This is a genomic window from Achromobacter mucicolens (assembly GCF_902859725.1).
Taxonomy (GTDB): Bacteria; Pseudomonadota; Gammaproteobacteria; order Burkholderiales; family Burkholderiaceae_B; genus Achromobacter; species Achromobacter mucicolens.
The window spans coordinates 1-26737 of sequence record NZ_CADIJP010000009.1; the positions used below are offsets into that span (position 1 = coordinate 1).

General features: G+C 66.7%; 26 protein-coding genes. 18 read left to right on the plus strand and 8 right to left on the minus strand.

Annotation, left to right across the window (positions count from 1 at the left end; all coding sequences use genetic code 11):
- On the plus strand, nt 1–732 hold a 732-nt coding region (locus HV786_RS12780), incomplete at its 5' end, for a 2-oxo acid dehydrogenase subunit E2 (protein ID WP_175211021.1).
- An 8-nt stretch (nt 733–740) separates the two neighbouring features.
- Nucleotides 741–2138, plus strand: a complete 1398-nt coding sequence (lpdA, locus tag HV786_RS12785; protein ID WP_128829076.1) for a dihydrolipoyl dehydrogenase — start codon at nt 741–743, stop codon at nt 2136–2138.
- A gap of 79 nt (nt 2139–2217) precedes the next feature.
- Here lpdA and HV786_RS12790 read toward each other — a convergent pair whose 3' ends face one another.
- From HV786_RS12790 to HV786_RS12805, 4 genes are all read right to left on the minus strand, one after another.
- Nucleotides 2218–3099: a LysR family transcriptional regulator gene (locus tag HV786_RS12790; protein WP_128829077.1), complete on the minus strand. Its 882-nt coding sequence runs from the start codon at nt 3097–3099 to the stop codon at nt 2218–2220.
- Between the two features lie 203 nt (nt 3100–3302).
- Entirely contained in the window at nt 3303–5171 is a 1869-nt protein-coding gene (gene ilvD, locus HV786_RS12795; protein WP_128829078.1) for a dihydroxy-acid dehydratase, read from the minus strand.
- Nucleotides 5172–5277: 106 nt separating this feature from the next.
- Nucleotides 5278–6087, minus strand: a complete 810-nt coding sequence (locus HV786_RS12800; RefSeq protein WP_175211024.1) for an AraC family transcriptional regulator — start codon at nt 6085–6087, stop codon at nt 5278–5280.
- On the minus strand, nt 6084–6983 hold the full coding sequence (locus HV786_RS12805) for a LysR family transcriptional regulator (RefSeq protein WP_152382806.1): 900 nt from the start codon (nt 6981–6983) through the stop codon (nt 6084–6086). Before HV786_RS12805 ends, HV786_RS12800 begins: the two co-directional genes overlap by 4 nt.
- 144 nt (nt 6984–7127) lie before the next feature.
- On the opposite strand from HV786_RS12805, the gene HV786_RS12810 reads away from it, so the two are divergent.
- Nucleotides 7128–7673, plus strand: coding sequence for a GNAT family N-acetyltransferase (locus tag HV786_RS12810; RefSeq protein ID WP_062841295.1), 546 nt, complete (start codon nt 7128–7130; stop codon nt 7671–7673).
- Nucleotides 7670–8908, plus strand: coding sequence for an MFS transporter (locus HV786_RS12815; protein WP_175211026.1), 1239 nt, complete (start codon nt 7670–7672; stop codon nt 8906–8908). Before HV786_RS12810 ends, HV786_RS12815 begins: the two co-directional genes overlap by 4 nt.
- A gap of 678 nt (nt 8909–9586) precedes the next feature.
- Here HV786_RS12815 and queC read toward each other — a convergent pair.
- Nucleotides 9587–10306 carry a 7-cyano-7-deazaguanine synthase QueC gene (queC, locus tag HV786_RS12820; RefSeq protein WP_128829079.1) on the minus strand — a complete coding sequence of 240 codons (720 nt, stop codon included), beginning with the start codon at nt 10304–10306 and terminating at the stop codon, nt 9587–9589.
- 166 nt (nt 10307–10472) lie between these two features.
- On the opposite strand from queC, the gene ppc reads away from it, so the two are divergent.
- The 5 genes from ppc (at nt 10473) to HV786_RS12845 (ending at nt 18265) form a co-directional block, all read left to right on the plus strand.
- Nucleotides 10473–13322: a phosphoenolpyruvate carboxylase gene (gene ppc, locus HV786_RS12825; protein ID WP_175211028.1), complete on the plus strand. Its 2850-nt coding sequence runs from the start codon at nt 10473–10475 to the stop codon at nt 13320–13322.
- Nucleotides 13323–13334: 12 nt separating this feature from the next.
- On the plus strand, nt 13335–14156 hold the full coding sequence (locus tag HV786_RS12830; protein ID WP_128829080.1) for an alpha/beta fold hydrolase: 822 nt from the start codon (nt 13335–13337) through the stop codon (nt 14154–14156).
- 796 nt (nt 14157–14952) lie between these two features.
- Nucleotides 14953–15888 carry a 3-hydroxyacyl-CoA dehydrogenase family protein gene (locus HV786_RS12835; RefSeq protein WP_128829081.1) on the plus strand — a complete coding sequence of 312 codons (936 nt, stop codon included), beginning with the start codon at nt 14953–14955 and terminating at the stop codon, nt 15886–15888.
- 169 nt (nt 15889–16057) lie between these two features.
- Nucleotides 16058–17398, plus strand: coding sequence for a short-chain fatty acid transporter (locus tag HV786_RS12840; RefSeq protein WP_128829082.1), 1341 nt, complete (start codon nt 16058–16060; stop codon nt 17396–17398).
- 138 nt (nt 17399–17536) lie between these two features.
- The gene (locus HV786_RS12845) at nt 17537–18265 is read left to right on the plus strand and encodes an SDR family NAD(P)-dependent oxidoreductase (protein WP_062839031.1); all 729 of its coding nucleotides are present in this window, start codon (nt 17537–17539) and stop codon (nt 18263–18265) included.
- A 50-nt stretch (nt 18266–18315) separates the two neighbouring features.
- Here HV786_RS12845 and HV786_RS12850 read toward each other — a convergent pair whose 3' ends face one another.
- Nucleotides 18316–19098, minus strand: coding sequence for an IclR family transcriptional regulator (locus tag HV786_RS12850; RefSeq protein ID WP_063955940.1), 783 nt, complete (start codon nt 19096–19098; stop codon nt 18316–18318).
- A gap of 195 nt (nt 19099–19293) precedes the next feature.
- On the opposite strand from HV786_RS12850, the gene HV786_RS12855 reads away from it, so the two are divergent.
- The 6 genes from HV786_RS12855 to HV786_RS12880 are packed head-to-tail and all read left to right on the plus strand — an operon-like array spanning nt 19294 to nt 23153.
- Nucleotides 19294–19983 (plus strand): 3-oxoacid CoA-transferase subunit A, encoded by a 690-nt coding sequence (locus tag HV786_RS12855; RefSeq protein WP_128829083.1) that lies wholly within the window; start codon nt 19294–19296, stop codon nt 19981–19983.
- The gene (locus HV786_RS12860) at nt 19980–20624 is read left to right on the plus strand and encodes a 3-oxoacid CoA-transferase subunit B (protein WP_056319825.1); all 645 of its coding nucleotides are present in this window, start codon (nt 19980–19982) and stop codon (nt 20622–20624) included. The genes HV786_RS12855 and HV786_RS12860 overlap by 4 nt, the downstream gene beginning before the upstream one ends.
- A gap of 60 nt (nt 20625–20684) precedes the next feature.
- Nucleotides 20685–20960, plus strand: a complete 276-nt coding sequence (gene catC / locus HV786_RS12865) for a muconolactone Delta-isomerase (protein ID WP_056319828.1) — start codon at nt 20685–20687, stop codon at nt 20958–20960.
- Between the two features lie 12 nt (nt 20961–20972).
- Nucleotides 20973–21269, plus strand: coding sequence for a YciI family protein (locus HV786_RS12870; protein ID WP_128829084.1), 297 nt, complete (start codon nt 20973–20975; stop codon nt 21267–21269).
- Nucleotides 21270–21327: 58 nt separating this feature from the next.
- Complete coding sequence (gene pcaD, locus HV786_RS12875) at nt 21328–22107, plus strand: 3-oxoadipate enol-lactonase (RefSeq protein WP_128829085.1); 780 nt, start codon at nt 21328–21330, stop codon at nt 22105–22107.
- A 5-nt stretch (nt 22108–22112) separates the two neighbouring features.
- Complete coding sequence (locus HV786_RS12880; RefSeq protein WP_175211030.1) at nt 22113–23153, plus strand: cyclase family protein; 1041 nt, start codon at nt 22113–22115, stop codon at nt 23151–23153.
- 72 nt (nt 23154–23225) lie between these two features.
- Here HV786_RS12880 and HV786_RS12885 read toward each other — a convergent pair whose 3' ends face one another.
- Nucleotides 23226–23552, minus strand: coding sequence for a PsiF family protein (locus HV786_RS12885; RefSeq protein ID WP_062839027.1), 327 nt, complete (start codon nt 23550–23552; stop codon nt 23226–23228).
- A gap of 217 nt (nt 23553–23769) precedes the next feature.
- Here HV786_RS12885 and HV786_RS12890 point away from each other — a divergent pair, with 217 nt between their 5' ends.
- Nucleotides 23770–24111, plus strand: coding sequence for an FxLYD domain-containing protein (locus HV786_RS12890; RefSeq protein ID WP_128829087.1), 342 nt, complete (start codon nt 23770–23772; stop codon nt 24109–24111).
- A 187-nt stretch (nt 24112–24298) separates the two neighbouring features.
- The gene (locus HV786_RS12895) at nt 24299–24949 is read left to right on the plus strand and encodes a carbonic anhydrase (RefSeq protein WP_128829088.1); all 651 of its coding nucleotides are present in this window, start codon (nt 24299–24301) and stop codon (nt 24947–24949) included.
- 54 nt (nt 24950–25003) lie between these two features.
- On the opposite strand, the gene HV786_RS12900 is transcribed toward HV786_RS12895, so the two are convergent.
- On the minus strand, nt 25004–25681 hold the full coding sequence (locus HV786_RS12900) for a GntR family transcriptional regulator (protein ID WP_056319843.1): 678 nt from the start codon (nt 25679–25681) through the stop codon (nt 25004–25006).
- A gap of 206 nt (nt 25682–25887) precedes the next feature.
- On the opposite strand from HV786_RS12900, the gene HV786_RS12905 reads away from it, so the two are divergent.
- Nucleotides 25888–26682: an SDR family NAD(P)-dependent oxidoreductase gene (locus tag HV786_RS12905; RefSeq protein ID WP_175211032.1), complete on the plus strand. Its 795-nt coding sequence runs from the start codon at nt 25888–25890 to the stop codon at nt 26680–26682.
- Nucleotides 26683–26737: the final 55 nt, after the last annotated feature.

A 26737-nucleotide genomic window follows, 5' to 3' on the forward strand; every position in this document is an offset into this window, starting at 1 on the left:
GACCGCGCGCCGACCTCCGCGCCCGCTGCCGCGCCGCTCGCTGGCCGGCCAGCCGCGCGCCGCGTGCCCCACACCGGCATGCGCCGCGCCATTGCACGGCGCCTCACCGAAAGCAAGCAGCACGTGCCGCACTTCTACCTGACGGTCGACTGCCGCATGGACGCGCTGCTGGCCCTGCGCGCGCAGGCCAACCAAGGCGGCGCGGTCAAGCTGTCGGTCAACGACTTCATCGTGCGCGCCGCCGCGCTGGCGCTGCGCGAGGTGCCCGAGGTCAACGCGTCCTGGCACGACGATGACATCGAGTACCACGCCGGCGCAGACGTCTCGGTGGCGGTGGCCACCGATGGCGGCCTGGTGACGCCCATCGTGCGCGATGCCGACGTCAAGCCGCTCTCCGCCATCTCGGGCGAGATCGCCGAGCTAGCCGGGCGCGCCAAGGTCAACCGCCTGAAGCCCGAGGAGTTCACGGGCGGCTCGCTGACCGTCAGCAACCTGGGCATGTACGGCATCAGCCAGTTCGCCGCCATCATCAACCCGCCGCAGGCCGCCATCCTGGCCGTGGGCGCGGCCGAACGCCGCCCGGTGGTCGACGCCGAGGGTCAACTCGCCGCCGCCAACATGATGACGGTGACGCTATCGGCGGACCATCGCGTCGTGGATGGCGCGGTCGGCGCACGCTGGCTCGCGGCCTTCCGCGCGCTGATCGAAAACCCCGTGCGCATCCTGCTGTGAGCCCCGCCATGACGAAGACGAGTTTTGACCTGGTGGTGGTGGGCGGCGGACCCGGCGGCTACGTGGCCGCGATCCGCGGCGCGCAGTTGGGCATGTCGGTCGCGCTGGTCGAGCGCGCCGAAATGGGCGGCATCTGCCTGAACTGGGGCTGCATTCCCACCAAGGCGCTGCTGCATAGCGCCACCGTGCTGCGCACCTGCCGCGAGGCCGCGCATTACGGCGTGACGGGCGCGGGCGAGGCCCGGCCCGATCTGGCCGCCATGGTCGCCCGGTCGCGCAAGGTCGCCGGCCGGCTGGGCCAGGGTGTCGCGCACCTGATGAAGAAGAACGGGGTGACGGTGTTTGCCGCCAGCGCCCGGCTTGCCGGGTCCGGCAAGCTGGCGCTGGACAACGGCGCCACGCTGTCGGCCAAGCACATCATCCTGGCCACCGGCGCACGCGCCCGCGAGTTGCCGGCGCTGCCCGTGGGCGAACGCATCTGGGCCTACCGGCAGGCACTGGTTGCCGACGCGATCCCGGCATCGCTGCTGGTGGTGGGCGCGGGCGCCATCGGCGCCGAGTTCGCCAGCTTCTATCGCGCAGTGGGGGCCGAGGTCACGCTGATCGACATGACGCCGGAGATCCTGCCGCAGGAAGACGCCGAGATTTCGCAGTTGGCGCGCAAGGCCTTCGACAAGCAAGGCATCCGCGTCCTGACCCGCTGCGCGGTGACGGCCTCGTCGACCACCGCCGACGGCGTCAAGGTCACGCTGGAGCAAGAAGGCAGAAAGATCGAACAGACGTTCGACCGCGTCATCGTCGCCGCCGGCATTGTCGGCAACGTCGAGAATCTTGGCCTGGAAAAGACGCGCGTCAAAGTCGAAAAAACGCACATCGTCACCGACGGCCTGTGCCGCACCGGCGAGCCGGGCGTCTACGCGATCGGCGACGTGGCCGGCGCGCCGTGGCTTGCCCACAAGGCCAGCCACGAAGCCGTGCTGTGCGTGGAAGCCATCGCCGGCCTGCCCGTGCACGCCATCGACCCACTGCGCATTCCCGCCTGCACCTACTCCTACCCACAGGTCGCCAGCATCGGCATGACCGAAGCCCGCGCGCGCGAACACGCCGCCCGACACGGCGGCGACATTCGCGTTGGCAAATTCACCTTCGCCGGCAACGGCAAGGCGATTGCGATGGGAGAGGACCAGGGACTCGTCAAGACAGTCTTCGACGCCAAATCGGGCGAACTGCTGGGCGCGCACATCATCCACCCCGAGGCGTCCGAGCTGATTACCGGCTATGGCGTGGCGGCCTCGTTGGAAGCCACCGAAGAGGACTTGATGCACACCGTGTTTGCGCATCCGACGCTATCGGAAACGCTGCACGAATCGGTGCTGGCGGCATTTGGACGGGCGCTGCACGCGTAGCCAATGACGGTGTCTGAGCCCTCGTGAGACAGGCGACATGCCGAGAACATGTCGGGCGGGTGTCAGACACCTGCGCGCGTCAAATCCGGCCCGCGTAGAAATCCAGGAAGCACGCAATGCGCCGCGATAGCTGCGTATTGCGGTGATACACCGCGTGCATCGGTTGCAGGTAATCGGTGTATTCGCTTTCCAGCACCTTCACCAGCCGCCCGGCCGCGATATCTTCGCGCACGACGAAGTCCGACAGGCAGGCGATGCCCACGCCGCGCAGCGCCAGTTGACGCTGTGTCTCGCCACTGGAAGTCGCCAGCGTCGGCGTCGCCTGAAAGCTCGAACCGCCCGCATGGCGCAGCGGCCAGAGGTTCAGGCTTTCCGGCTGGGTAAAGCCCAGCAATTCGTGGTCCGCCAGATCCTCCACCGTGCGCGGCGCGCCACGCCGGGCGATGTAATCGGGACTGGCCATTATCCAGCGCGGCGACGGCCGCAGCGCGCGGGCATGCAGCGTGGAATCGGTCAGCGGCCCCATGCGCAGCGCGACATCGGTGCGATGCTCCATCAGGTCCACGATGCGGTCGTTGCTGGTGAGTTCCAGCGATATCTCCGGATACGCGCGCCGGAACTCGGCCACGTGCGGCACCACGCAATGCAGCATCACCGGCACCGACGCGTCAACGCGCAATCGCCCGGCCGGCCGCTGGTGCACCATGCGCATGCACTCCTCGGCCTCTTCAAGCGCCGCCACGATCTGCCGCGCCTTCGGCAGAAAATTCCGCCCCTCTTCGGTCAGCTCCATGCGGCGCGTGGTCCGGTTCAGCAGCGTGACGCCCAGGTCTTCCTCCAGCCGCTGCAACCCCCGGCTGACGCCGGATGCGGTCTGGCCCAGCATTTCGGCGGCGGCGCTAAGGGAGCCGGCGTCGACCACGCCGAGGAACAGACGCAAAGCTTCGGAGTTCAGGGACATTTATTGCGCTCCGGTTGAGGGTTGCTGGATTTTATCGGGACGATTGCCGGGATTTATAGCCAAGCGACGCCCAATCCACGATCTACAGGCGAGGGGCTGTATTTCCGGTTTACAAACCACAGCCTGTAAACCGAGCAAACCCGCGGGGCGAAAAAAAGCGGCGCCCGAAGCGCCGCCTTTCTCAGCAACCGACCATCAACCGATCAGCGCTTGCCCTTGAGCTTGAGCTGCGACAGATCGCGCACCGCGCCGCGGTCGGCCGACGTGGCCAGCGCGGCATAGGCCTGCAGCGCCTGCGAGACCACGCGTTCGCGGCCCACCGGCTCCCAGCCGTCGGCGCGCGCATCCATTGCGGCGCGGCGGCGGGCCAGCTCGTCATCGGCGACCGCCAGGTGGATCTTGCGGTTGGGGATGTCGATCTCGATCGTGTCGCCTTCTTCGACCAGGCCGATAGTGCCGCCTTCGGCCGCTTCCGGCGAGGCGTGGCCGATCACCAGACCGGACGAGCCGCCCGAGAAACGGCCGTCGGTAAAGAGCGCGCAGGTCTTACCCAGGCCCTTGGACTTCAGGTAGGACGTGGGATACAGCATTTCCTGCATGCCGGGGCCGCCCTTGGGGCCTTCGTAGCGGATCACCACCACGTCGCCCGCGACGACCTTGTCGCCCAGGATGCCTTCAACGGCGTCGTCCTGGCTTTCGAAGACGCGCGCACGGCCCGTGAAGACCCACTGCGACTCGTCCACGCCGGCCGTCTTCACGATGCAACCCTTTTCCGCCAGGTTGCCGTACAGCACGGCCAGACCGCCGTCCTTGGAGTAGGCGTTTTCCTTGCTGCGGATGCAGCCCGTCTTGCGGTCGGTGTCCAGCGTCAGGAACGTGGCGTCCTGGCTGAAGGCGACCGTGGTCGGGATGCCGCCGGGCGCCGCGCGGTAGAACTTCTTGGCTTCTTCGCTTGCGTTGCCGGCCACGTCCCATTGCTGGATGGCGTTGCCCAGCGTGCCGCTGTGCACGTTGCCGCAGGACAGGTCCAGCAGATCGGCGCGCGCCAGTTCACCCAGGATGCCCAGGATGCCGCCAGCGCGGTGCACGTCTTCGATGTGGTACTTGTCGGTGGCGGGCGCCGCCTTGCACAGGCACGGCACCTTGCGCGAGATGCGGTCGATGTCGGCCATCGTGAAGTCCACGCCGGCTTCCTGCGCGGCGGCCAGCAAGTGCAGCACGGTGTTGGTCGAACCGCCCATCGCCACGTCCAGCGCCATCGCGTTCTGGAACGCGCTCTTGGTGGCAATGTTGCGCGGCAGGACGGATTCGTCTTCTTCGACGTAGTAGCGGCGGCACAGGTCAACGACCAGACGGCCAGCCTGCTCGAACAACCCCTTGCGCCAGGCGTGCGTGGCGACGATGGTGCCGTTGCCCGGCAGCGCCAGGCCGATGGCTTCGGTCAGGCAGTTCATCGAGTTGGCGGTGAACATGCCGGAACAGGAGCCGCAGGTGGGGCAGGCGCTGCGCTCGACTTCGGCGACTTCCGCGTCCGACACGTTGGGATCGGCGGCCTTGATCATGGCGTCGACCAGGTCGATCTTGGCGATGACCTTGCCGTCGGTGGGCGACTTGACCTTGCCCGCTTCCATCGGGCCGCCGGACACGAACACGACCGGGATGTTCAGGCGCATCGCGGCCATCAGCATCCCCGGGGTGATCTTGTCGCAGTTCGAGATGCAGACCATGGCGTCGGCGCAGTGCGCGTTGACCATGTATTCCACCGAGTCCGCGATGAGTTCGCGCGACGGCAGCGAATACAGCATGCCGCCGTGCCCCATGGCGATGCCGTCGTCCACGGCGATGGTGTTGAATTCCTTGGCGACGCCGCCGGCGGCTTCGATTTCCTTGGCCACCAGCGCGCCCAGGTCGCGCAGGTGCACGTGGCCGGGGACGAACTGCGTGAACGAGTTCACCACGGCGATGATCGGCTTGCCGAAGTCGCCATCCTTCATGCCGGTGGCGCGCCACAAGGCGCGGGCGCCGGCCATGTTGCGGCCGTGGGTCGAAGTGCGGGAGCGGTAGTGCGGCATGATCTGTCTCAGGCTGTAGCTGTTAGCGTGGGCGGCAAAACGGTAAATAATACGCTGGTTCCGCCCCCGGCCGCCCCGCGGCCGTGCTGAAACGGACACGCGGCCGTCAGGCGGACGCCACGCTGCGCGCCGCAAAGGCGCTGGGCGACTCCCCCAGCGCCTTGCGGAACATGGCCGCAAACGCGCTGGGGCTTTCGTACCCCAGGTCCAGCGCCACATCCAGCACCCGATCGCCCCGCGCCAGCCGCTCCATCGCCGCCAGCAGCCGCGCCTGCTGGCGCCAGCGGCCGAACGTCATGCCCGTATGCCGCAGGAAAAGCCGATGCACCGTCTTGGGATCCACCCCCAACGCCCGCGCCCAATCGGCCGCCCCGTCCTGACGTTCCGGATGCCGCACGATGGCCCGGCAGATCCGGGCAAGGCGCGCCTCCGTCGGCTGCGGCAGATGCAGCGGCAGCGCGGGCTCCTGGCGCAGCTCGTCCAGCAGCAGCAGCATCAGCCGGCCGTCGCGCGTGTCCGGCGCCCAGTCCAGCGGCACCTGGGCGGCTGCCGCCATCAACTCGCGCAGTAAAGGCGACACCGACAACACGCAGCACTGCGCGGGCAGATGCGCCGCCGCGCCGGGTTCCACAAACACGGTGCGCATGCGCGGTTCGCCGCTCATGCGGATGCCGTGCGTCACCCACGCCGGCACCCACACGCCGCGCGTCGGCGGCACCACCCAGATGCCCGCGTCCGTATCCACCACCATCACGCCCGAAATCGCATAGACCAGCTGTCCGCGCCGGTGGCGATGGCGTTTGACGCGATGCCCGTCCGGGTAGTCCACGGCCAGCCCGGCCACCGGACGGCGCGACGATTCATAGGGATAGAGGTCCAGGTCGGCCGGCGTGCGAAGCGCGGAGGATGCCGTCATGGCGTATCCCCCCGCAGCGCCAGCAGCGCATCCTGCAGATGCCGCAGCCCGCGGCTGAGCGGCTTGTCGCGCCGCAGGACGATCGCCAGGTCTCGCGACAGGCGCGGCGTCAGCGAGCGTACCTCCAGCGCCTCGCGCCGGCCCGCGCCCGACACCGCCAGCCGCGGCAACACCGCGCAGCCCAGGCCCGCCCCCACGATCTCCTTCATCGCCTCCGTGCTGCCCAGTTCCATGATCGGCTTGGCTGCCACGCCCGCCGCCCCGAACCAGTCGTCCACCAGGCGCCGCGTGCGCGCGCCCGGCTCGAACAGCACCAGCGGCATCCGCGCCAACGCCTGCGGCGTCACCGCCTCGGGAATGGCGGCGGCATCGCGCGCCGGAAAGATCGCCACGAATTCGTCCTCCATCAACGGCGTCGCCTGGAACATGCGGCCCGGCGCGGGCAGCGTGATCAACACGATATCCAGCGTATTGGCCTCCAGCCCGCGCAGCATGTCCGCCGTGTTGCCCGTGCTGGCCACGACGTCCAGCGCCGGAAACCGCTGGCGCAGATCCGCCAGCACCGGCGGCAGCAGATAGGTGCACGCCGTGGCGCCCGTGCCCAGCCGGATCCGCCCCGACACCTGCGACGCATGGGCGCTCATTGCCTGCTCGGCCTGCGCAATCGCGCCGTCGATCACGCGGATGTGCGCCAGCAGCTCCCGCCCCGCCGCCGTCGGCCCCGCGCGCCGCCCCACGCGCTCGACCAGCTTCAGGCCGAAGCGCCGCTCCAACTGCCGGATCTGCAGGCTGACCGCCGGCTGCGTCACGCCCCCGCGCTCGGCGGCGGCGGAAAAACTGCCCAGTTCGATGACCTGCGCAAACGTGCGCAGGTGGTCCAGATTCAAGCCGCGCATGGCTCACACCAAAGTTTTACTTATGAAAATCATAATAGACCAAAGCTTTATTAATGCATGACCTTGGCTCACACTGGCGTTTTCATTGCCCATCCTTGCGGCTCCTTGCGCACCTGATCGCCCCCTAAATCTCCGGCCATTTCCATGTCGCCCCATTCGCCCACCGTCCTCATCCGCGACAGCGCGGAAGCCGATCTGCCCGCCATCAAGACCATCTATGCGCACCACGTGCAGCACGGCACCGCCTCGTTCGAGCTCGATCCACCCTCCATCGCCGAAATGCGCCAGCGCCGCGCCGGCGTCCTGGAAAAGGAAATGCCCTACCTCGTGGCCGAGATCAACGGCGAAGTCGTCGGCTACGCCTACGTCACGCCCTACCGCCCGCGCCCCGCGTACCGGCACACCGTCGAGGACTCCGTCTACGTCAAGGCCGGCCGCGCCGGACTGGGCATCGGCGGCAAGCTGCTCGCCGCCCTGATCGAACGCTGCACCGCCGCCGGCTGGCGCCAGATGCTGGCTGTCGTGGGCGACAGCCGCAACGCCGCCTCGCTCGCCCTGCACGCCAGCCAGGGCTTTCACCCCGTCGGCACCCTGCGCTCCGTCGGCCACAAGCACGGCGAATGGCGTGACACCGTGCTCATGCAGCGCAGCCTGGGCGACGGCGACACCACGCCCCCGCAACGCCCATGATCCGCCCCCACGCCGTCATCTGCCTGGGGCTCACCCAGCTTGTCGGCTGGGGCGTCACCTTCTACCTCATCGGCGCCCTCGGCCCGGCCATGACCGCCGACCTGGGCTGGAACGCCGCCACCATCTACGGCGGCTTCTCCGCCGCCATTGTCGTCATGGCCCTGGTATCGCCCGCCGCCGGCGCCGCCGTGGACCGATGGGGCGGCCACCGCGTCATGCCCGCCGGCGCCATGCTGTCCGCGCTGGGCTGCGCCCTGCTCGCCATCGCGCACTCCCACGCCCTCTACTTCGCGGCCTGGGCCACGCTGGGCGTCGGCATGCGCCTGTGCCTGTACGACGCCGCCTTCGCCGCCCTGGCCCGCGCCGCCGGCCCCGCCGCGCGCCGGCCCATGTCCCAGATCACCCTCTTCGGCGGCCTGGCATCCACCGTCATGTGGCCCGTCGGCCACTTTCTTGCCGAATGGCTGGGCTGGCGCGGCGCCGCCTGGTGCTACGCCGCACTGGCGCTCGCCACCGTCCCCCTCTACCTGGCCCTGCCCCGCCGCCGCTACACCGCCACCCGCACCGCCCCCGGCAACACCGCCGCCGCCCTGACCCGCACCGCCGCCGAACGCCGCCTGGCCGGCACCCTGTACGCCTTCATGGCGATGCTGACCAACTTCCTGGCCGCCGGCAACGCCGCCCACCTCTTCTCCCTGCTGACCGGCCTGGGCCTGGCCACCGCCGCCGCCGTCAGCGTCGCCGCCCTATGGGGCATCGGCCAATTCGCCGCGCGCCTCGGCGACGTCCTCATCGGCGCCCGCCTGCATCCCCTGACCCTCAACCTGGCGGTGGGCCTCGCCCTCCCCCTGTGCTTCCTGCTCGCCCTCGTTCCCGGCGGCAACCTCTACATCACCGCCGCCTACACCCTGCTCTACGGCGCCTGCAACGGCCTCATGACCATCACCCGCGGCACCTTGCCGCTGGCGCTCTTCGACTTCCGAAGCTACGGCGCCCTCGTCGGATCGCTGCTAATCCCAAGCTTCCTGCTGACCGCCGCCGCGCCGGTTGCGTATGCGTTCATCATCGACGCCCACGGCGCACGAGCAGCGATGGGCGCATCAGCGGCAATAGCCGCGATCATTGCGGCCGCGGCGGTCGTATTGAGATGGAAATTCATCGGGCGGGTGCGGGAAGACGAAAGGACAAAAGCCGTGGCTTGCGCTGCCGAACCGGCAGTGCGAAACACCGTGTGAGTGATGCGGGGAGCAAGGACGGTGTGACGACGGTGTCAGACACCCATGAAGCGGCGAGGAAAAGCGGACCGCCTTCTCTGTAGGGTGTCAGACACCAGGCAAGGTGCCTCGACGACGATGGAGGCGATACAGACACGCCCGGCCGCTGTCAGACACCCGGTGACGCGACACAGCACAACCACGCGCGAAGCGTCATCACCAAACGCAAGACACCGCGTAAGCCCCGCCAGGCCGCCCGCGCGGCCGTCGTGGGGCGGGCAACGAAGGATGCTTCAACCCCGCACGACAGCAGGCAAGAACCTCAAGAACTCGATTCGCCCCAGCGCCCGCCAAGCTGAAACCACCAGAGCTCGGCGTGTCGTCGGCCTGGGGCGCGCGGGGCGTGTAGATGCGCCCGAGGGAATCTGAAGGCAGTCGCCGAAGGCCACAACGAAGATGACGAAGGGGGGGGCCGCCTAGGCCAGTCCGGAGCGAAGGCTCCGGACCGCAATCGTAGCCCCGCGCGCCCCAGGCCGACGACACGCCGGGCGTCTCAAGAACCAGCTCCAGTCCGCCGAAACACCGACCGTCTTAAGCCCCCCCCCCCGCGCAAGCAAGGCTGCCAGAACCTCATCCCACGGGCCATGAAAGAACCATCAGCGCTTCCACATTCGAAGTCACCAGACGATGACCGGCGACTCAACCCTCAGCCGCCGAAGCCACCACCCATTTCTCCCACCCGATCTTCCTCAACTTGCAAGCCGGACACTCCCCGCACCCATACCCCCAATCATGCCGAGCCCCCCGCTGCCCCAGATAACACGTATGGCTTTCCTCGACGATCGTCTCCACCAACGCATCGCCCCCCAGCGCATAAGCCAGCGCCCAGGTCTCAGATTTGTCGATCCACATCAGCGGCGTTTCGATTGTCACCCGAGACCCAAGTCCCAGGCCCAAAGCCACCTGCTGCGCCTTGATCGTGTCGTCCCGGCAATCCGGATACCCGGAGAAATCCGTCTCGCACATCCCGCCCACCAGCACGTCCAGCTGACGCCGATACCCCAGCGCCGCCGCCAACGTCAGGAACAACAGATTGCGTCCCGGCACAAACGTATTCGGCAGCCCATTGGCCTGCATCTCGATCGCGCGGTCGCTCGTCATCGCCGTATCGCCGACCTGACCCAGCACCTTCAGGTCCAGCAGATGGTCCTCGCCCAACCGCGCCGCCCAGTCCGGAAAATTGGCCCGGATCTCGCGCAGCACATTCAGCCGCGCAGACAGTTCGATGTGATGGCGCTGCCCGTAATCGAACGCCACCGTCTCCACATGCGCATAGCGGTCAAGCGCCCAGGCGAGGCAAGTGGTGGAATCCTGGCCGCCCGAAAACAGAACGAGCGCGCGACGTTGATGATTTTGCATAAAGGGGGCTTCTGGAATAACGAAGGGATACCTCGCACTTTAACCGAGCAAACCGCCTTCCCCGTAAGGAACGCTGCGTAAAATCGATCCATCATTTTCAAGGTTTGCCCGCAACGCCCGCTTCGACTTTTCCTCTTCCAACAGCCATCAAACGGATCCCCGCACGATGAATGCCAAGCGCACGCAGTCCGATTCCGCAGAACCCTTGCGTCACGATATCCGGCTGTTAGGCCGGCTGTTAGGAGAAGTCATCGAAGAATGCGAAGGCAAGCGCGTCTTCGACACCATCGAAACCTTGCGCCGCACCGCCGTCAAATTCCGCCGCGAAGGCGACGACGCCGACAGCAAACTGCTCGAGCAACGCGTCAAGCGCCTGCAAGGCAGCGACCCCAACTCCGTCGCACGCGCCTTTAGCTACTTTCTGCACCTGGCCAACATCGCCGAAGACCGCGACCAGAACCGCCGCCAGCGCGCCCGCGCCCTCACCGACGGCACGCCCGCGCGCGGCAGCCTGCGCGAAGCCATCCAGGTGCTTGGTGGCCAGGGCGTCGGCGTAGCGCGCATCCGCCGCCTGCTGGCCGAAGCCTGCGTCATGCCCGTCCTCACCGCGCACCCCACTGAAGTGCAGCGCAAAAGCACGCTCGATGTCCACCGCGAAATCGCCAGCGCCCTCGCGCAGCGCGACGCCCAGCTCACGCCCGACGAACTGGCCGAACTCGACACCGCCCTGCTCGGCCGCGTCGCCACCTTGTGGCAGACCCGCATGCTGCGCTACACGCGCCTGACCGTCGCCGACGAAATCGAAAACGCGCTCTCGTACTATCGCAGCACCTTTTTGCAGGTCATCCCGCGCCTGTACGGCGACCTCTCCAAACTGCTCAACCGCGAATCCGCCAAGCCCTTCGCCGCCCCGCCCCCTCCGCTTGAACCCTTCCTGCGCATGGGCAGCTGGATCGGCGGCGACCGCGACGGCAATCCCAACGTCGACGCCGCCACGCTCGAACGCGCCCTGCTGCGCCAGGCCACCGTCCTCTTTGAACACTACCTGCAGGAAGTCCACGCGCTGGGCGCCGAACTGTCCATCACCACGCTGCTCATCGCCGCAGACCCCGAACTGCTCGCGCTCGCCGAGCGCAGCGGCGACGACTCTCCGCACCGCCGCGACGAACCCTACCGGCGCGCCCTCGTCGGCGTCTACGCCCGGCTGGCAGCCACCGCGCTGCGCCTGACCGGCCAGAACCTTGCCCGCCGCAGCACTGTCGCCGCCCCCGCGTACGACGCTCCCCAGCAATTCGCCGCCGACCTCGCCGTCATCGCCGCATCCCTCGCCGCGCACCACGGCGCCCCCCTCGCCAAGCTGCGCCTCTCCGGCCTGCAGCAGGCCCTCGAAGTCTTCGGCTTTCACCTGGCCACCGTCGACCTGCGCCAAAGCTCCGACGTCCACGAAGCCGCGCTTGCCGAACTCTTCTCGCGCGCTGGCGTCACGCACAACGGCAAGCCCCTCGACTACCTGGCCCTGTCCGAAAACGAACGCGTCGAACTCCTGCGCGCCGAACTCGCCCAGGCGCGCCCGCTCGCGTCGCCCTGGATCGCCTACTCCGAAGACACCACCCGCGAGCTCGCCGTCCTGCGCGCCGCCGCCGCCGGCCGCGCGCGCTACGGCAAACAGGCCGTGCGCCAGACCATCGTCTCGCACACCGAAACGCTCAGCGACCTGCTCGAAGTCATGGTCCTGCAGAAAGAAGCCGGCCTCATCGCGCCCGCCGGCCAGGACATCCTTCCCGAAGACGGCCTCATGGTCGTGCCGCTCTTTGAAACCATCCCCGACCTGCAACGCGGCGCCGACATCATGGCCGCCTGGCTTGACCTGCCCGAAATCCGCCAACGCGTGAAGCGCGCGCAGAACGGCGCGCAGGAAGTCATGCTGGGCTACTCCGACAGCAACAAGGACGGCGGTTTCCTTACCTCCAACTGGTCGCTCTACCAGGCCGAACGCGCGCTGGTCGATGTCTTCTCCAGCCGCAACGTCCGCCTGCGCCTCTTTCACGGCCGCGGCGGCTCCGTCGGCCGAGGCGGCGGTTCCAGCTTCGACGCCATCCTTGCCCAGCCTCCCGGCACCGTCGCCGGCCAGATCCGCCTCACCGAGCAAGGCGAAGTCATCCAAAGCAAGTACAAGGACGCCGAAGTCGGCCGCTGGCACCTTGAACTCCTCGTCGCCGCCACCCTCGAATCCAGCCTCGCCCCGCGCGCCGAAGCCACCAGCGCCGAAGACGCCCACATGGCCCACCACGGCCCCGCCATGTCCTTCATGTCCGACACCGCGCAACGCACCTACCGCGGCCTCGTCTACGACACCCCCGGCTTCGCCGAATACTTCTTCGCAGCCACGCCCATCAGCGAAATCGCCGGCCTGAACATCGGCTCGCGTCCCGCGTCCCGCAAAAAGGGCCAACGCATCGAAGACCTGCGCGCCATCCCCTGGGGCTTTTCCTGGGCCCAATGCCGCCTCATGCTCACCGGCTGGTACGGCATGGGTTCGGCCATCGAGGCCTACCTCGAAACCGGCGCCCCCGACGCCCCCCGCTCCCGCCGCGGCCGCCTCGCCCAACTACGCGAAATGGCCCGCGACTGGCCCGCCTTCCGCACCCTGCTCTCCAACATGGAAATGGTGCTGGCCAAATCCGACCTCGCCATCGCCGCCCGCTACGCCCAACTCGTCCCCCAGCGCGCCCTGCGCGAACGCATCTTCGGCGCCATCAGCGCCGAACACGGCCGCACGCTCGCCATGCTCAAACTGCTGACCCAACGCGAACTGCTTGCCGACAACCCCACGCTGCAAATCCTGCTGCGCGAACGCTTCGCGTATATCGACCCGCTGAACTATCTGCAGATCGACCTCATCCGCCGGCATCGTGCCGCGCAGAAAAAGCCCGCCGCAGAGGTCGACAAGCGCGTGCAGCGCGCGATCCATCTGACGATCAACGGGATCGCGGCGGGGCTGCGGAACTCGGGGTAGGTGTCGCCACCCATGAGCTCGGTAAATGCCACATTGCAGGTCGCGTGCGGCGCCGCCATGATCGCCACGGAAACGGCGGGCAGCGGCATGCCCGTCGTCTTCCTGCACGCCAACATCTGCGACCGGCGCATGTGGCGCGCGCAGTTGGAAGCGAGCGGGCCGGACTACCGAGCCATCGCGTATGACCGACGGGGCTTCGGCGAAACACGGACGGAACCGCAGGACCACTCCGCCGTCGCAGACCTGATCGCCGTCATCGACGCCACGGTTGGTTCTACACCCGTGATCCTGGCCGGCTGCTCCCAGGGCGCCAACATCGCGCTGAATGCAACCTTGATGCACCCCGCCCGAGTGTGCGGCCTGATGCTGATTTCGCCCACCGTGAACGGCGCCCCCGCGCCCGTCTATTCGCCAGAGATCCTGGAACAGGTCGGGCGTCAGAGACAGGCGGAGGCAACCGCAGATCGTGACCGGATCAACGAGATCAAGGCGGAGCTTTTTTTGGACGGGCCGTTGGCCGATCCTGGGCGCGTTACCGGCGAAACACGACGCTTGTTTTTGGAAATGAACGCGATTGCGCTGGCGGCGACGCCAATCGGAACCAATCGCGACGATATCGAGGCGTTCGCCCGGCTGGGGATGATCGATGTTCCTGCGTCGGTCATATGGGGGGAGTTGGACTTTCCTCATATTCAGGAACGCGCCCACAAGGTGTCGCGGCTGCTGCCGAATGCGCAGGGTCACGCGCTGGAAGGCGTGGCCCATCTTGCTGGGCTTGAGCAGCCTGACGAGGTGACCGCACTGATTAAGGATCTGGTCAAACGCTGCGCTTAAGGCAGGGGTGCAATTTGAATTGTCCAACCGGCATCGCGTTGCGGCCGGTGTCAGACACCCGGCAACACGATCCGCCGATTCAAACGACAGTGCGTAAGGGTGTCAGACACCTAAGAGCATCTGCATCTAGGCCGCCGTCAGATACCAAGAAGACCGCGCGAGCGCGAAGCGTCATCACGCCAACGCAAGACACCGCGTACGCCTCGCCAGGCCGCCCGCGCGGCCGCCGCGGGGCGGGCACCGCAAGACGCTCCAAACTCAAAACGCCGCCGGCAAGAACCTCAAGAACCCCACCCGCCCCAGCGCCCGCCAAGCTGAATTCACCCGAGCCCGGCGTGGCGGCGGCCTGGGGTGCGCGGGGCGTGTAGATGCGCCCGAGGGAATCGGAAGGCAGTCGCCGGAGGCGACAACGACGATGACGAAGGGGGGGGCCGCCTAGGCCAGTCCGGAGCGAAGGCTCCAGACCGCAATCGTAGCCCCGCGCGCCCCAGGCCGACGACGCGCCGGGCGCCAAAAGAATGCAGCCCTACGCCGTCCAAATGCCCGCTCCCATGCAGTCCAGCACCCGCACCACCGTCCACCCACCGAACACCCCCCATCCCCCATTTGTCCACCCCCAGCAACTTTTAGTACTATCCCCCACAGAAATTCTATACACGCACAAATGTTCGTATATAGAACAAAAAGATTTTTCTGGCCAGCCGCGCACAGAAAGGCACCCTCGGACGAGACAGCGTTCCTCCTGGTCCCCGCGTGCCCGCGTGCAAGCAGCAGCCGCAAGCACCAAGCGAGCCATATGGACACTCCCCTCAGAAATCTCGCCGTCATCGGCGCAGGCGCCATGGGCAGCGGCATTGCCGCGCTGTTCGCCTCGAAGGGACTCAATGTCGTTTTGATCGATCCGGTCGACGGCGCCCTGGACCGAGCCCTCAAGACCATCGAACGGCAGTTGAACGTCTACGCGCCCGGCGAAGTCCAGCAGGTCATCCAGCGCATCCGCATGGAGCAAGGCCTCGAAGCTGCCGCCGCCAGCGACCTCGTCATCGAGGCCGTCCCGGAGAACCTGGATCTCAAGCGCGGCATCTTCGCCAAGCTCGACGCCCTGTGCCCCCCGCACACCCTCTTCGCCACCAACACCTCCGGCCTGTCCATCAACGCCATCGCCAGCGCCGTCCAGCGCCGCGACCGCTTCGTGGGCGCCCACTTCTTCACCCCCGCCGATGTCATCCCCCTCGTCGAGGTCGTCCGCAACGACGACACCTCCGAGGACACCGTTGCCAAAGTCATGGCCACCCTGCGCTTCGGCGGCAAACGCCCCGTCCTCGTGCGCCAGGACATTCCCGGCTTCATCGCCAACCGCATCCAGCATGCGCTTGCGCGCGAAGCCATCTCCCTGCTGGAAAAGGGCGTTGCCAGCGCCGAAGACATCGACGAAGTCGTCAAATGGAGCCTCGGCATTCGCCTCGCCCTGTCCGGCCCCCTGGAGCAGCGCGACATGAACGGCATCGACGTTCATTACGCCATCGCCAGCTACCTCTACAAAGACCTCGAGAACCGCACCGAACCGTCCGACCTGCTCAAAAGCAAAGTCGACAGCGGCCACCTCGGCGCCAAGAGCGGCCAGGGCTTCTACACCTGGAGCCCCGAACGCCGCGAACGCGTCCTGCGCGAGAAAAGCGCCGCCCTTGGCGAACTGGCCGCCTGGCTGAACGGCAAGGCCGGCGGCTCCTGAGCCGTTCTCAAACATCCACAAAAAGCGCGGCGGCCACGACCGACCGCGCCATCGGGCCACAAGCCCAACCACACAAAGAAAAGCAATCGTCCCGCGCGCCCGCATCGTCACCCGATGACGCGCGCCGCCGGACATCAGAGAACCGCCTTACGGAGTTGTTGGAGGCACCATGAATAAATTGGCTTCATTTTTCACCGAGCTGATGCGCAAGTATCTGCCCGATCCCTTTGTCTTTGCGATCGCGCTCACCTTGCTCACCGTGCTGCTGGCCATGGGCATCGAAGGCCAGAGCATCGGCGATGTCACCCGCGCCTGGGGCAAAGGCTTCTGGAGCCTCTTGGCCTTCACCACCCAGATGGCCGTCATCCTGGCCATGGGCTACGTCCTGGCCACCGCGCCGCTGACCGACCGAATGCTCAACCGCATCGTCAGCCACGTCCACAAGCCGCACACCGCCATCATCGTCGCCACGCTCGTCGGCGGCATCGGCAGCTACCTGAACTGGGGCTTTGGCCTGGTCATCGGCGGCATCGTCGCCAAGAAACTGGCCCTGAAGGTCAAGGGCGTGCACTACCCCCTGATCATCGCCGCCGCCTACAGCGGCTTCACCATGTACGGTCTTGGCCTGTCGGCCAGCATCCCCGTGCTCGTCGCCACGCCCGGTCACCCCACCGCCGCGCAGATGGGCACCATCCCCCTGTCCCAAACCATCTTCTCCGTGCCCATGCTGATCACCAGCCTGGTCATCATCATCACCCTGCCGCTGCTCAACGCCTGGCTGCACCCCAAGAAGGGTGAAGCGATCGTCGAAGTCGATCCCAACATCGACCGCGACGCCAACGCGTCCAACGCCGCCGAAGACATGCTCGAAAAGGGCACGCTAGCCTCCAAGCTCAACAACAGCCGCCTGCTCAGCCTGCTCATCGGCGCGCTCGGCGTGGCCTACGTCGTCTTTCACTTCATGGACGGCGGTTCGCTGGACCTGAACCTCATCAACTTCATCATCCTGTTCCTGGGCATCATCCTGCTCGGCACCCCGGCCGCCTACGTCGCCAAACTGACCGAAGGCATCAAGACCATTTCCGGGATCATCCTGCAATACCCGTTCTACGCCGGCATCATGGCAATCATGGCCGCCTCGGGTCTGGTCACCTCGATCTCCAAGGTCTTTGTCGACGTCGCCACGCCTGAAACGCTGCCGTTCTGGGGCCTGATCAGCTCGTTTGTCATCAACTTCTTTGCGCCGTCCGCCGGCGGCCACTGGGTCATCCAGGGTCCGTTCATGATCGACGCCGCCAAGGAAATCGGCAGCGCGCTCAACCAGACCACCATGGCCGTCATGCTGGGCAACGCCTGGAACGACCTCGTGCAACCCTTCTGGATCCTGCCGGCGCTGGCCCTGTCCAAGCTGAAGCTGCGCGACGTGATGGGCTATACCGTCATCATGATGCTGTGGGTCGGCGTGATCCACATCACCGCAGTATTGGCATGGGGCTACCTGACGCATTGATCGGTCCCCCCCTACGCGCTCACGCGCGCCCCCAGGGGCGACACCTGCAGACCGGCGGAGCCGGATCTGGCGGTGTCCCCGATCGGGGGAGCCGGAAAGTTTTCAGAGCCTTGTTTTTTGAACCGAACGGGAATTGATATGACCAAACCCACCGCATATCTCGTCACCGGCGGCAGCGCCGGGATCGGCGCCGCCATCGTCCGCATGCTGCTCGATGCCGGCCACAAGGTCGTCAACATCGACTACAAGCTGCCCGAGAATCCGCCGGCGGGTCTGGTCTCGTATCAGGCCGATCTGACCGATGAAGCGCGCACGCAGGAAGTCGCCCGCGAAGTCACCAGCGCGTTCAACATCGTCGGCCTCGTGAACAACGCCGGCGCCACGCGGCCCGGCACCGCCGACACCGCCACGCTGGCCGACCTGGATTACGTCGTCAATCTGCACCTGCGCACCGCGCTTATCCTGGTGCAGGCCGCGCTGCCCGCCATGCGCGAAGCCGGCTTCGGCCGCATCGTCAACATGTCTTCGCGGGCCGCGCTGGGCAAGCCGGATCGCGTGGTCTATTCGGCCACGAAGGCCGGACTGGTGGGCATGACCCGCACGCTGGCCATGGAACTGGGCGGCGACGGCATCACCGTCAACGCCATCGGCCCCGGCCCCATCGCCACCGACCTCTTCACCAAGAGCAATCCCGCCGGCGCGCCGCAGACCGAGCGCATCATCAACAGCATCGTCGTCAAGCGCCTGGGCACCCCCGAAGACGTCGCGCGCGCCGCGATGTTCTTTTTGTCGCCCGACAACGGGTTCGTCACCGGCCAGATGCTGTATGTCTGCGGCGGCACGACGCTTGGCGTCGCACCCATCTGAACGCGGCCGCCATGTCCCTGCCGACCGACCTCGCCATCCGCCCGCGCCGCCTAGCGGCGCAGCAGCGCGTGGTTGATCTGGTCGGCGGCGCGGCGCAGCGGCGGCAGAAAGGCCTCCAGCATTGCCTCGCGCGAAAACCGGTTGGCATGGCCGCTGACGTTCATCGCGGCGATCACACGGCCGCTGCGGTCGATGATGGGCACCGCCACCGATTGCAGGCCGGGCTCCAGTTCCTGCGCCACGCACGCGTAGCCATCGGCGCGCACGCCGGCCAGCACGCGCTTGATCTCATCGATGTCCGTGATGGTATCCGCCGTGTAGCGCTGGATCTGGCTCATCGCCAGCACGCGGTCCAGTTCGGCCGGCGGCAGGCCTGCCAGCAGCACACGGCCCATCGACGTCACCCAGGCCGGCAAGCGGCTGCCCACGGCCAGATTGATCGTCATCACCTTATGCGTCGACAGGCGCAGGATGTACACGATGTCGGCGCCTTCCAGCACCGACACGGAGCAGGACTCGCGCGTCAGCTCGGCGACTTCTTCCATGTAGGGCAGCGCCAGGTTCCACAGCGGCGTGCCCGACAGGTAGGCGTAACCGAGCTCCAGGATGCGCGGCGTCAGCGAGAACTTGCGGTCGTCGACGGTGACATAGCCCAGGTGCTCCAGCGTCAGCAGAATGCGGCGCGCGCCCGCGCGGGTCAGGCCCGTCACGGCCGCGACTTCGGACAGCGTCATCTGCGAACGGTCGGGGCCGAAAGCCCGGATCACCGACAGGCCGCGCGCGAAGGATTGCACGTAACTGTCGCTGGGTTGCTGGGGATCTTGCTCGGCCATCCGTCTGGTTCCAAGAGTAAAAGGCCCGCCGCCGGCGAGCCCTGCGTTGCCCCTTGCGGGCGACTCCGAACGATGGAGAGTGCGGCGTGCGGGCATGCCTTGACGCCTTCGCAGTCCCCATGAAACGATGTTCTTCAGAAGAACGAAAGTTCGAAAGAAGAACAAATTATGACACGCCACCTATGAGCGAACATCATGATCTCTAAGCTTGTTGCAAGCACTGCCGCCGCCCTGGCGGACGTCCCCGATGGCGCCACCGTCATGATCGGCGGCTTCGGCACTGCCGGCCAGCCCATGGAACTGATCGACGCCCTGCTTGAACAGGGCGCCAAGGACCTGGTCATCATCAACAACAACGCCGGCAACGGCACCACTGGGCTCGCCGCCCTCTTGGGCGCCAACCGCGTGCGCAAGATCATCTGCTCGTTTCCGCGCCAGGCGGACTCGCAGATCTTTGACGGCCTGTACCGCAGCGGCAAGCTGGAACTGGAACTGGTGCCCCAAGGCAACCTGGCCGAGCGCATCCGCGCCGCCGGCGCCGGCATCGGCGCGTTCTTCACGCCCACCGGCTACGGCACGCCGCTGGCCGACGGCAAGGAAACTCGCGAAATCAACGGCCGCCAGTACGTGCTGGAGTACCCGCTGCACGCCGACTACGCGCTGATCAAGGCCGAACGCGGCGACCGCTGGGGCAACCTGGTCTACCGCAAGACCGCCCGCAACTTCGGCCCCATCATGGCCAGCGCCGCGCGCGTGGCCGTGGCCCAAGTGCGCGAAATCGTCGAACTGGGCGAGCTGGACCCCGAAACCGTCGTGACCCCCGGCATCTTCGTCAAGCGCGTCGTGCAGATCGCAGGCCAAGCGGCCGCCAAGGAGCAGCAATGAGCACCAAACTGACCCGCGACCAGATCGCCGCCCGCGTCGCGCAGGACATTCCCGAAGGCGCCTACGTCAACCTGGGCATTGGCCTGCCCACGCTCGTCGCCAACCACTTGCCGGCCGGACGCGAAGTCATCCTGCACACCGAAAACGGCATGCTGGGCATGGGCCCGGCGCCCGCCAAGGGCGAGGAAGACTACGACCTCATCAACGCCGGCAAGCAGCCCGTCACCGAACTGCCAGGCTGCTCGTTCTTTCACCATGCCGATTCGTTCGCGATGATGCGCGGCGGCCATCTGGACATCTGCGTGCTGGGCGCCTTTCAGGTCTCGCAGCACGGCGACCTGGCCAACTGGCACACCGGCGCGCCCGACGCCATCCCCGCCGTGGGCGGCGCGATGGACCTGGCCATCGGCGCGAAAGACGTCTTCGTGATGATGGAATTGCAGACCCGCGAAGGCCAGAGCAAGCTGGTCGAGACCTGCACCTATCCGCTGACCGGCGTGCGCTGCGTATCGCGCGTGTACACCGACGTCGCGGTGTTCGACATCAACAAGGACGGCGTGACCGTCACCGACATCTTCGGCGACATGACCGCCGATGAGCTGCTGCGCCTGACCGGCCTGCCGCTCAAGTTTGCGAACTGAAGTCCCTTAATTGCCGATACGTCGCCCCGCCAGCCGGGGCGGCATCATGGAGAGTCCATCATGTTGTTCATGGTTCAAATGCAAGTCAATCTGCCCGTCGACATGCCCGCCGACCGCGCCGACAAACTGAAGGCCGACGAAAAGGCCCTGGCGCAGCAGCTTCAGCGCGACGGCAAATGGAAGAGCCTGTGGCGCGTTGTCGGCCGCTACGCCAACGTCAGCATCTTCGACGTCGAAAGCAACGACGAACTGCATGCGCTGCTGTCGTCCCTGCCGCTTTTCCCGTACATGGATATCGAAGTCACCGCGCTCGCGCGCCATCCCTCGGCGATCTGACAGGAGCCTCGCATGCCCTACATCATCGAAACCTTCGACAAGCCCAACCACCAGGACATGCGCCAGCAACACCGCGCCAAGCACCTGGAATACCTGGACGCCAACAAGGCGCTCCTGTTGGCGTGCGGCGCCAAGCTGCAGGATGACGGCAAGGATGCCGGCGGCGGCCTGTACATCGTCGACGTCGACACGCGCGAAGCCGCGCAGCAGTTCATCGATGCCGACCCGTTCGCGCAGGCCGATCTGTTCGACCGCGTGACCATCACCCGCTGGCGCAAAGCCTACGTCGACGGCGTCTGCCACCTGTAATCCCCGCCCGGCCGCCGTCAACGACGCGCAGCCGCGGCTTTCCCGGAAGGAATCCCACATGTCTTATGCCGATCTCAGCCAGGCACGGCTGTTCTACGTCATCGATGGCCCCGCCGACGCGCCGGTGCTCGTGCTCTCCAATTCGCTGGGCACCTGCGCCGACATGTGGGCCCGCCAGATCCCCGAACTGACCCGCCACTTCCGCGTGCTGCGCTACGACACCCGCGGCCACGGCAAGTCCTCGGTCCCCGAAGGCGAGTACAGCTTCGAGCAGCTGGGCAACGACGTCGCCGAACTGCTGGCGCACCTGGACATCAAGCGCGCACACTTCTGCGGCCTGTCGATGGGCGGCCCGACCGGCCTGTGGCTGGCGCTGGCGCGCCCCGAACTCGTCGGCAAGCTGGTCCTGTGCAACACCGCCGCGCGCATCGGTTCGACCGAAGGCTGGAGCGCCCGCATCGCCGCCGTCGCTGAGCAGACGCTGGAAAAAATGGCCCCCACGCTGGTCGAGCGCTGGCTGACCGACGCCTACCGCGCCGCCGAACCCGGCCTCACGCAGGTCCTGATCGACATGCTGCGCCGCACGCCGGACGCAGGCTACTCGGGCAACTGCGCCGCGCTGCGCGACGCCGACTTCCGCGAGCAGGTGTCTTCGATCACCGCGCCCACACTCGTCATCAGCAGCACGCACGACCTGGCCGCCACGCCCGCGCAAGGCCAGGAACTGGCCGCCGCCATTCCGGGCGCGCGCTATGTCGAACTGAACACCTCCCACATCTCGAACTGGGAGCAACCGGAAGCCTTCACCCGCGCGGTCGTCGACTTCCTGACGGAGTGAGCCGCATGCAACGCTGGAAGCACCGGCCCGAAGGCTCCAACTGGGGGGACTTCGGGCCCGACGACCAACTCGGGCGCCTGAACCTCATTACCGAAGAACAGGTTCTGAAGGGCGCGCGCGAGATCCGCACCGGCAAGACCTTCTGCCTGTCCCTGCCGCTGGACCTGCCGGGCGGCAACGTGCTCAACCCGCGCCGCCATCCGCCGCAGCTAAGCCCCACAAAGCTCAAGGACACGCCATACCTGAACTTCCCGCTCAAGAACGTCAATCCGGACGCGCTTGATGTGCTGAGCGACGACCAGGTGCTGCTGTCCATGCAGTATTCGACGCAGTGGGACGCGCTCGCGCACGTGGGCGCGCTGTTTGACGCCGATGGCGACGGCACGCCGGAACTGCGCTACTACAACGGCTTTCAGGCCGGCGTGGACGTTGTGGGACCGGCCGACGGCGACCACACGGGCTGCGGCTGCAACAGCGGCGGCCCGTCCGCCGCGCTGAAGCTGGGCGTCGAGAACCTGGCGCAAAAGGGCATGCAGGGCCGCGGGGTGCTGGTGGACCTGTTCCGCCATTACGGCCCGGGCCGCACGCTGATCGGCCATGCCGAACTGATGCACGTGCTGGACGCGGACGGCATCGCCGTGGAGCCCGGCGACATGCTGGTGCTGCGCACCGGCTACGCCGAAGCCGTGGTCGCCATGAACGGCGCCCCGGACCCCGAGGTGCTGCACACCTACGGCGCCGCGCTGGACGGCACCGACGACGCGCTGCTGCAATGGATCACCGACAGCGGCATCGCCGCCATCTGCGCCGACAACTACGCGGTCGAGGCCTATCCCGCCCGCGAAAAGTCCGGCGCGCGTCCCATGCTGCCGCTGCATCACCACTGCCTGTTCAAACTGGGCCTGCCGCTGGCCGAGCTTTGGTATTTGAAGGACCTGGCGGATTTCCTGCATGTCAACGGCCGCCACCACTTCATGCTGACCGCGCCCCCGCTGCGCCTGCCGCATGCGATCGGATCGCCGGTCACGCCGATTGCAACGGCGTGACGCGCATAGCGCCGGTGTCAGCGGACCAAAGAAAACGCCAGACCTCGTCTGGCGTTTTTGCTTGCCCCGCGTTCAGCCCTTCAGGCAGGTGCTCATGAAAGTCTTGCGGGCCTCGCCCGTCAGCTTTTGCTCGCCGGCCTTGGCGTTGCAGTCCTTCATCTTCTGCTGCTGCGGCGTCAGTTGCTTGGCGGGCTCCTCGCCCTTCAGGCAGCTGCTCATGAAGGTCTTGCGGTCGTCGCCCTTCTTGCCCTCGGCGGCCTTGTTGCAGTCCGACATGCGCTGCTGCTGCGGCGTGGGCGTCTTGGCGGTTGAGGGCGCGGCGGGTGTCTGGGCCTGCGCGCCGGCAAAACATGCGGACAACAGGATGGCCGAGGCCAGCTGGGTGGTACGGGAAAGCATGAGTTCCTCCCTTGAGCGCCCCAAGCGCATTGGCACGCGCGACGCGGGGCTGCACGGTCCGCCGGCCAAGGCGCCGGCCCGGTCATCATCGGACAATCCCGGCGCCTTCGCAACCTCCGCCGCAACCTGTTACCCATTCATCCATCTGACCCGTTGTATCCACGGCCGGAAAGGAGTGAGATAGGCAAAACCCGCGCCGCGAGCCCCAGGAGACGCCATGAAAAAAATCATCCTCGCCTCGATTGCCGTGCTGGCCTGCGCATCCGCCGCCGCCGGCGCGCAAAGCCTTGCCTACGGCGTCACCCTGGGCAACGTCCAGGCCGTGCGCGACAGCACCCGCAACGTCTCGACCATCACCGGTTTTCTGGCCAACCAGTCCGAACGCCCCGTCAATAGCGTCCTTCTGACCTACGTCCTGTACGACGCCCAGAACCGCGAGGTCGGCCGGGTCAGCGAAGACATCGTGGGCCCCCTCGCCCCCGGCCAGATCAAGGTGGTCAAGGCCATCACGCCGCTCGAATTCACCCGCGTGACCCCGCTGGACGTTGCGGCCCGCTAAGGCTGGCCAGGGCTTCGACCCGCCGCAAAAAAACCCTTTTGATATCAGGGTTTAGACAGGTGGCTATCAGCCCAATTATGGGAAAATCCCGACTGCCGACTCGATAAAAGGGGCTTCCACACGAAGCCCCTTCGTGCGTATGCCGGCGCGCCAGCAAGCCTGGCCTCGATATTAGGAACTGAAGATCATGTTTCCCAAAAGACTCTCCGAAGGCTACCAATCCTTCCTTGACGGCCGCTTCCAGACGGAAAGCAGCCGCTACCAAAAGCTGGCCGAAATCGGCCAAAGCCCGGAAATCCTGATCATTGGCTGTTGCGACTCGCGCGTGTCGCCCGAAGCGATCTTCGACGCAGGCCCCGGTGAAATGTTTGTGGTGCGCAACGTGGCCAACCTCGTGCCGCCCTGTGATCCCGACTCGGAATCGTCGTACCACGGCACCAGCGCCGCCATCGAATTTGCGGTCAACGGCCTGAACGTCAAGCACATCGTCGTGCTGGGCCACGCCTCCTGCGGCGGCATCCGCTTCTTCTTCGACGACGCCACGCCGCTGAGCAAGAGCGATTTCATCGGCAAATGGATGTCGCAGATCGAACCCGTCGCCAAGGGCATGTCCCCGGAGACCGGCGACCGCCAGGCCAACCTGAAACGCCTGGAACTGGCCACCGTCGCGCACAGCCTGAACAACCTGATGACGTTCCCGTCCATCCGCCGCCGCGTCGAGAAGGGCGAGCTGGAACTGCACGGCGCCTACTTTGGCGTGGCCACCGGCGTCCTGTTCCTGCGCGATCCGGAAACCGGCGAGTTCAAGCCCTGCCTGGAAACGGGCATCACGGAATAAGGGGCGCGGGCCTTGCGCCCGCGCCACTGGCTTGCGACAGGCGAGCCGGGCCGTTCAAACCCGGTACGCCTGGGCTAGCCGCTCGTAGTTGTTCTTCAGGATGATGCCCGCGTAGTACACGTGTTCGCGCATCAGGTCCTCGGCCCGCGCGCCGTCGCGGGCGATGATGGCGCTCACGATCCGATGATGGTCATCGTGCGAGCGCAGGATGATCCCGTGGTCTTCCCACAGGATGATCCGGTCCGACGCATACGGAATTGCCTGCGCCTGCGTCGCGAACCGCTTCACCCACGGATTGCCCGCCGCCTCGAGAATGCCGTTGTGCAAGGTGATGTTGACCTGCTGGTACGGCAGATGGTCCTCCGGCAGCAACACGCCCTTGGCAAGAATCCGGTCGCCCTCGTCCAGGCAGTTCTTCAGCACCGCGACCGCGTCATTCGACAGGCCGCGCAGCGCCGCCTGCCGGCAGGCCAGGCCCTCCAGGGCGGCTCGCACTTCATACGCCGCCACAATCTCCCCGATGTCGTAAGCCCGCACGGTGTAGCCGCGCTTGGGCAAATGTTCGAGCAGGCCTTCGTTGCCCAACGTGGCGAGCGCCGCGCGCACCGGCGTGCGCGACACGCCCAGTTTTTCGGCCAGCGGGATTTCTTCCAGCCGAGCGCCGGGACTGAACTTGCCGTGCAGCACCCAGTCCCGCAGCGTATCGGTGACGTGTTGAGATAGCGTATCCATGCGGCAATTGTATACATGAAGAATACATGCGGCAGTGTGCTCTAGCTCTATCTCAGGGCTTTCCATAGTGCTTCTGCCGTAAATCAAACGTCGTTCAGGGTAAGCCCCTATACCTGCCCTACGGCCATGTATACATAATCGCAAAAAATCAGACTGGCGGCCGATCCAATCCCCAAGGATGGACGACACGCCACGGAGGAGACAGCATGACCAATGTATCCAAGCCCGCCACGGCCGGCCCGGGGCCCCGCCTCGCCCTCGTGACCGGCGGCGGCGGCGGCATCGGCGCCACGATCTGCCGGGAACTCGCACAGGCCGGACTGCGCGTGGTGGTGTCGGACGTGGACAGCGACCGTGCGCGCCGGGTGGCCGACGAGCTGGGCGCGCCCCATGCCGCGCATGCCTTTGACGTCAGCGACGAAGCGGCCGTCGACAGTGCATTCGAGCAGATCGAAAGCCAGCACGGCCCCATCGCGGTGCTGGTCAGCGCGGCCGGACTGCTGCTGTTCCAGGAGAACGGCGAGCGGCCGCTCATCAAGGACACGTCGCTCGATATCTGGGAACGCAGTTTTGCCGTGAATGCGCGCGGCGTGTTCCTGTGCGGACGCGCCTACCTGCGCCGGCGCGAAGCCAAGCCGCTGGCGCATGGCCGGGTCGTCACCTTCACGTCGGTCGCCGCGCAACTGGGCGGCTACCGTTCCAGCGCCTCTTACATCGCCGCCAAGTCGGCCGTGCTGGGCCTGACCAAGTCCATGGCGCGCGAGGCCGCCCATCTTGGCATCACGGTCAACGGCATCGCGCCCGGATTGATCGACACCGACATGCTGCGCAGCACCGTCACCAGCAGCGGCGCGCTGGCCGCGGCTGCACAAGCCATCCCGCTGGGCCGCATCGGCACCGCCGAGGAAGTGGCCGCGGCCGTGCGGTTCCTCGCCTCGGAAGACGCGGGCTACATCACCGGCAGCGTCATCGACGTGAACGGCGGCTACCGCATGCAGTAAGACTTACCCGGCGGCACCGCCGTCAACGCATCAAAGCGTCATCCACCAAAGACGC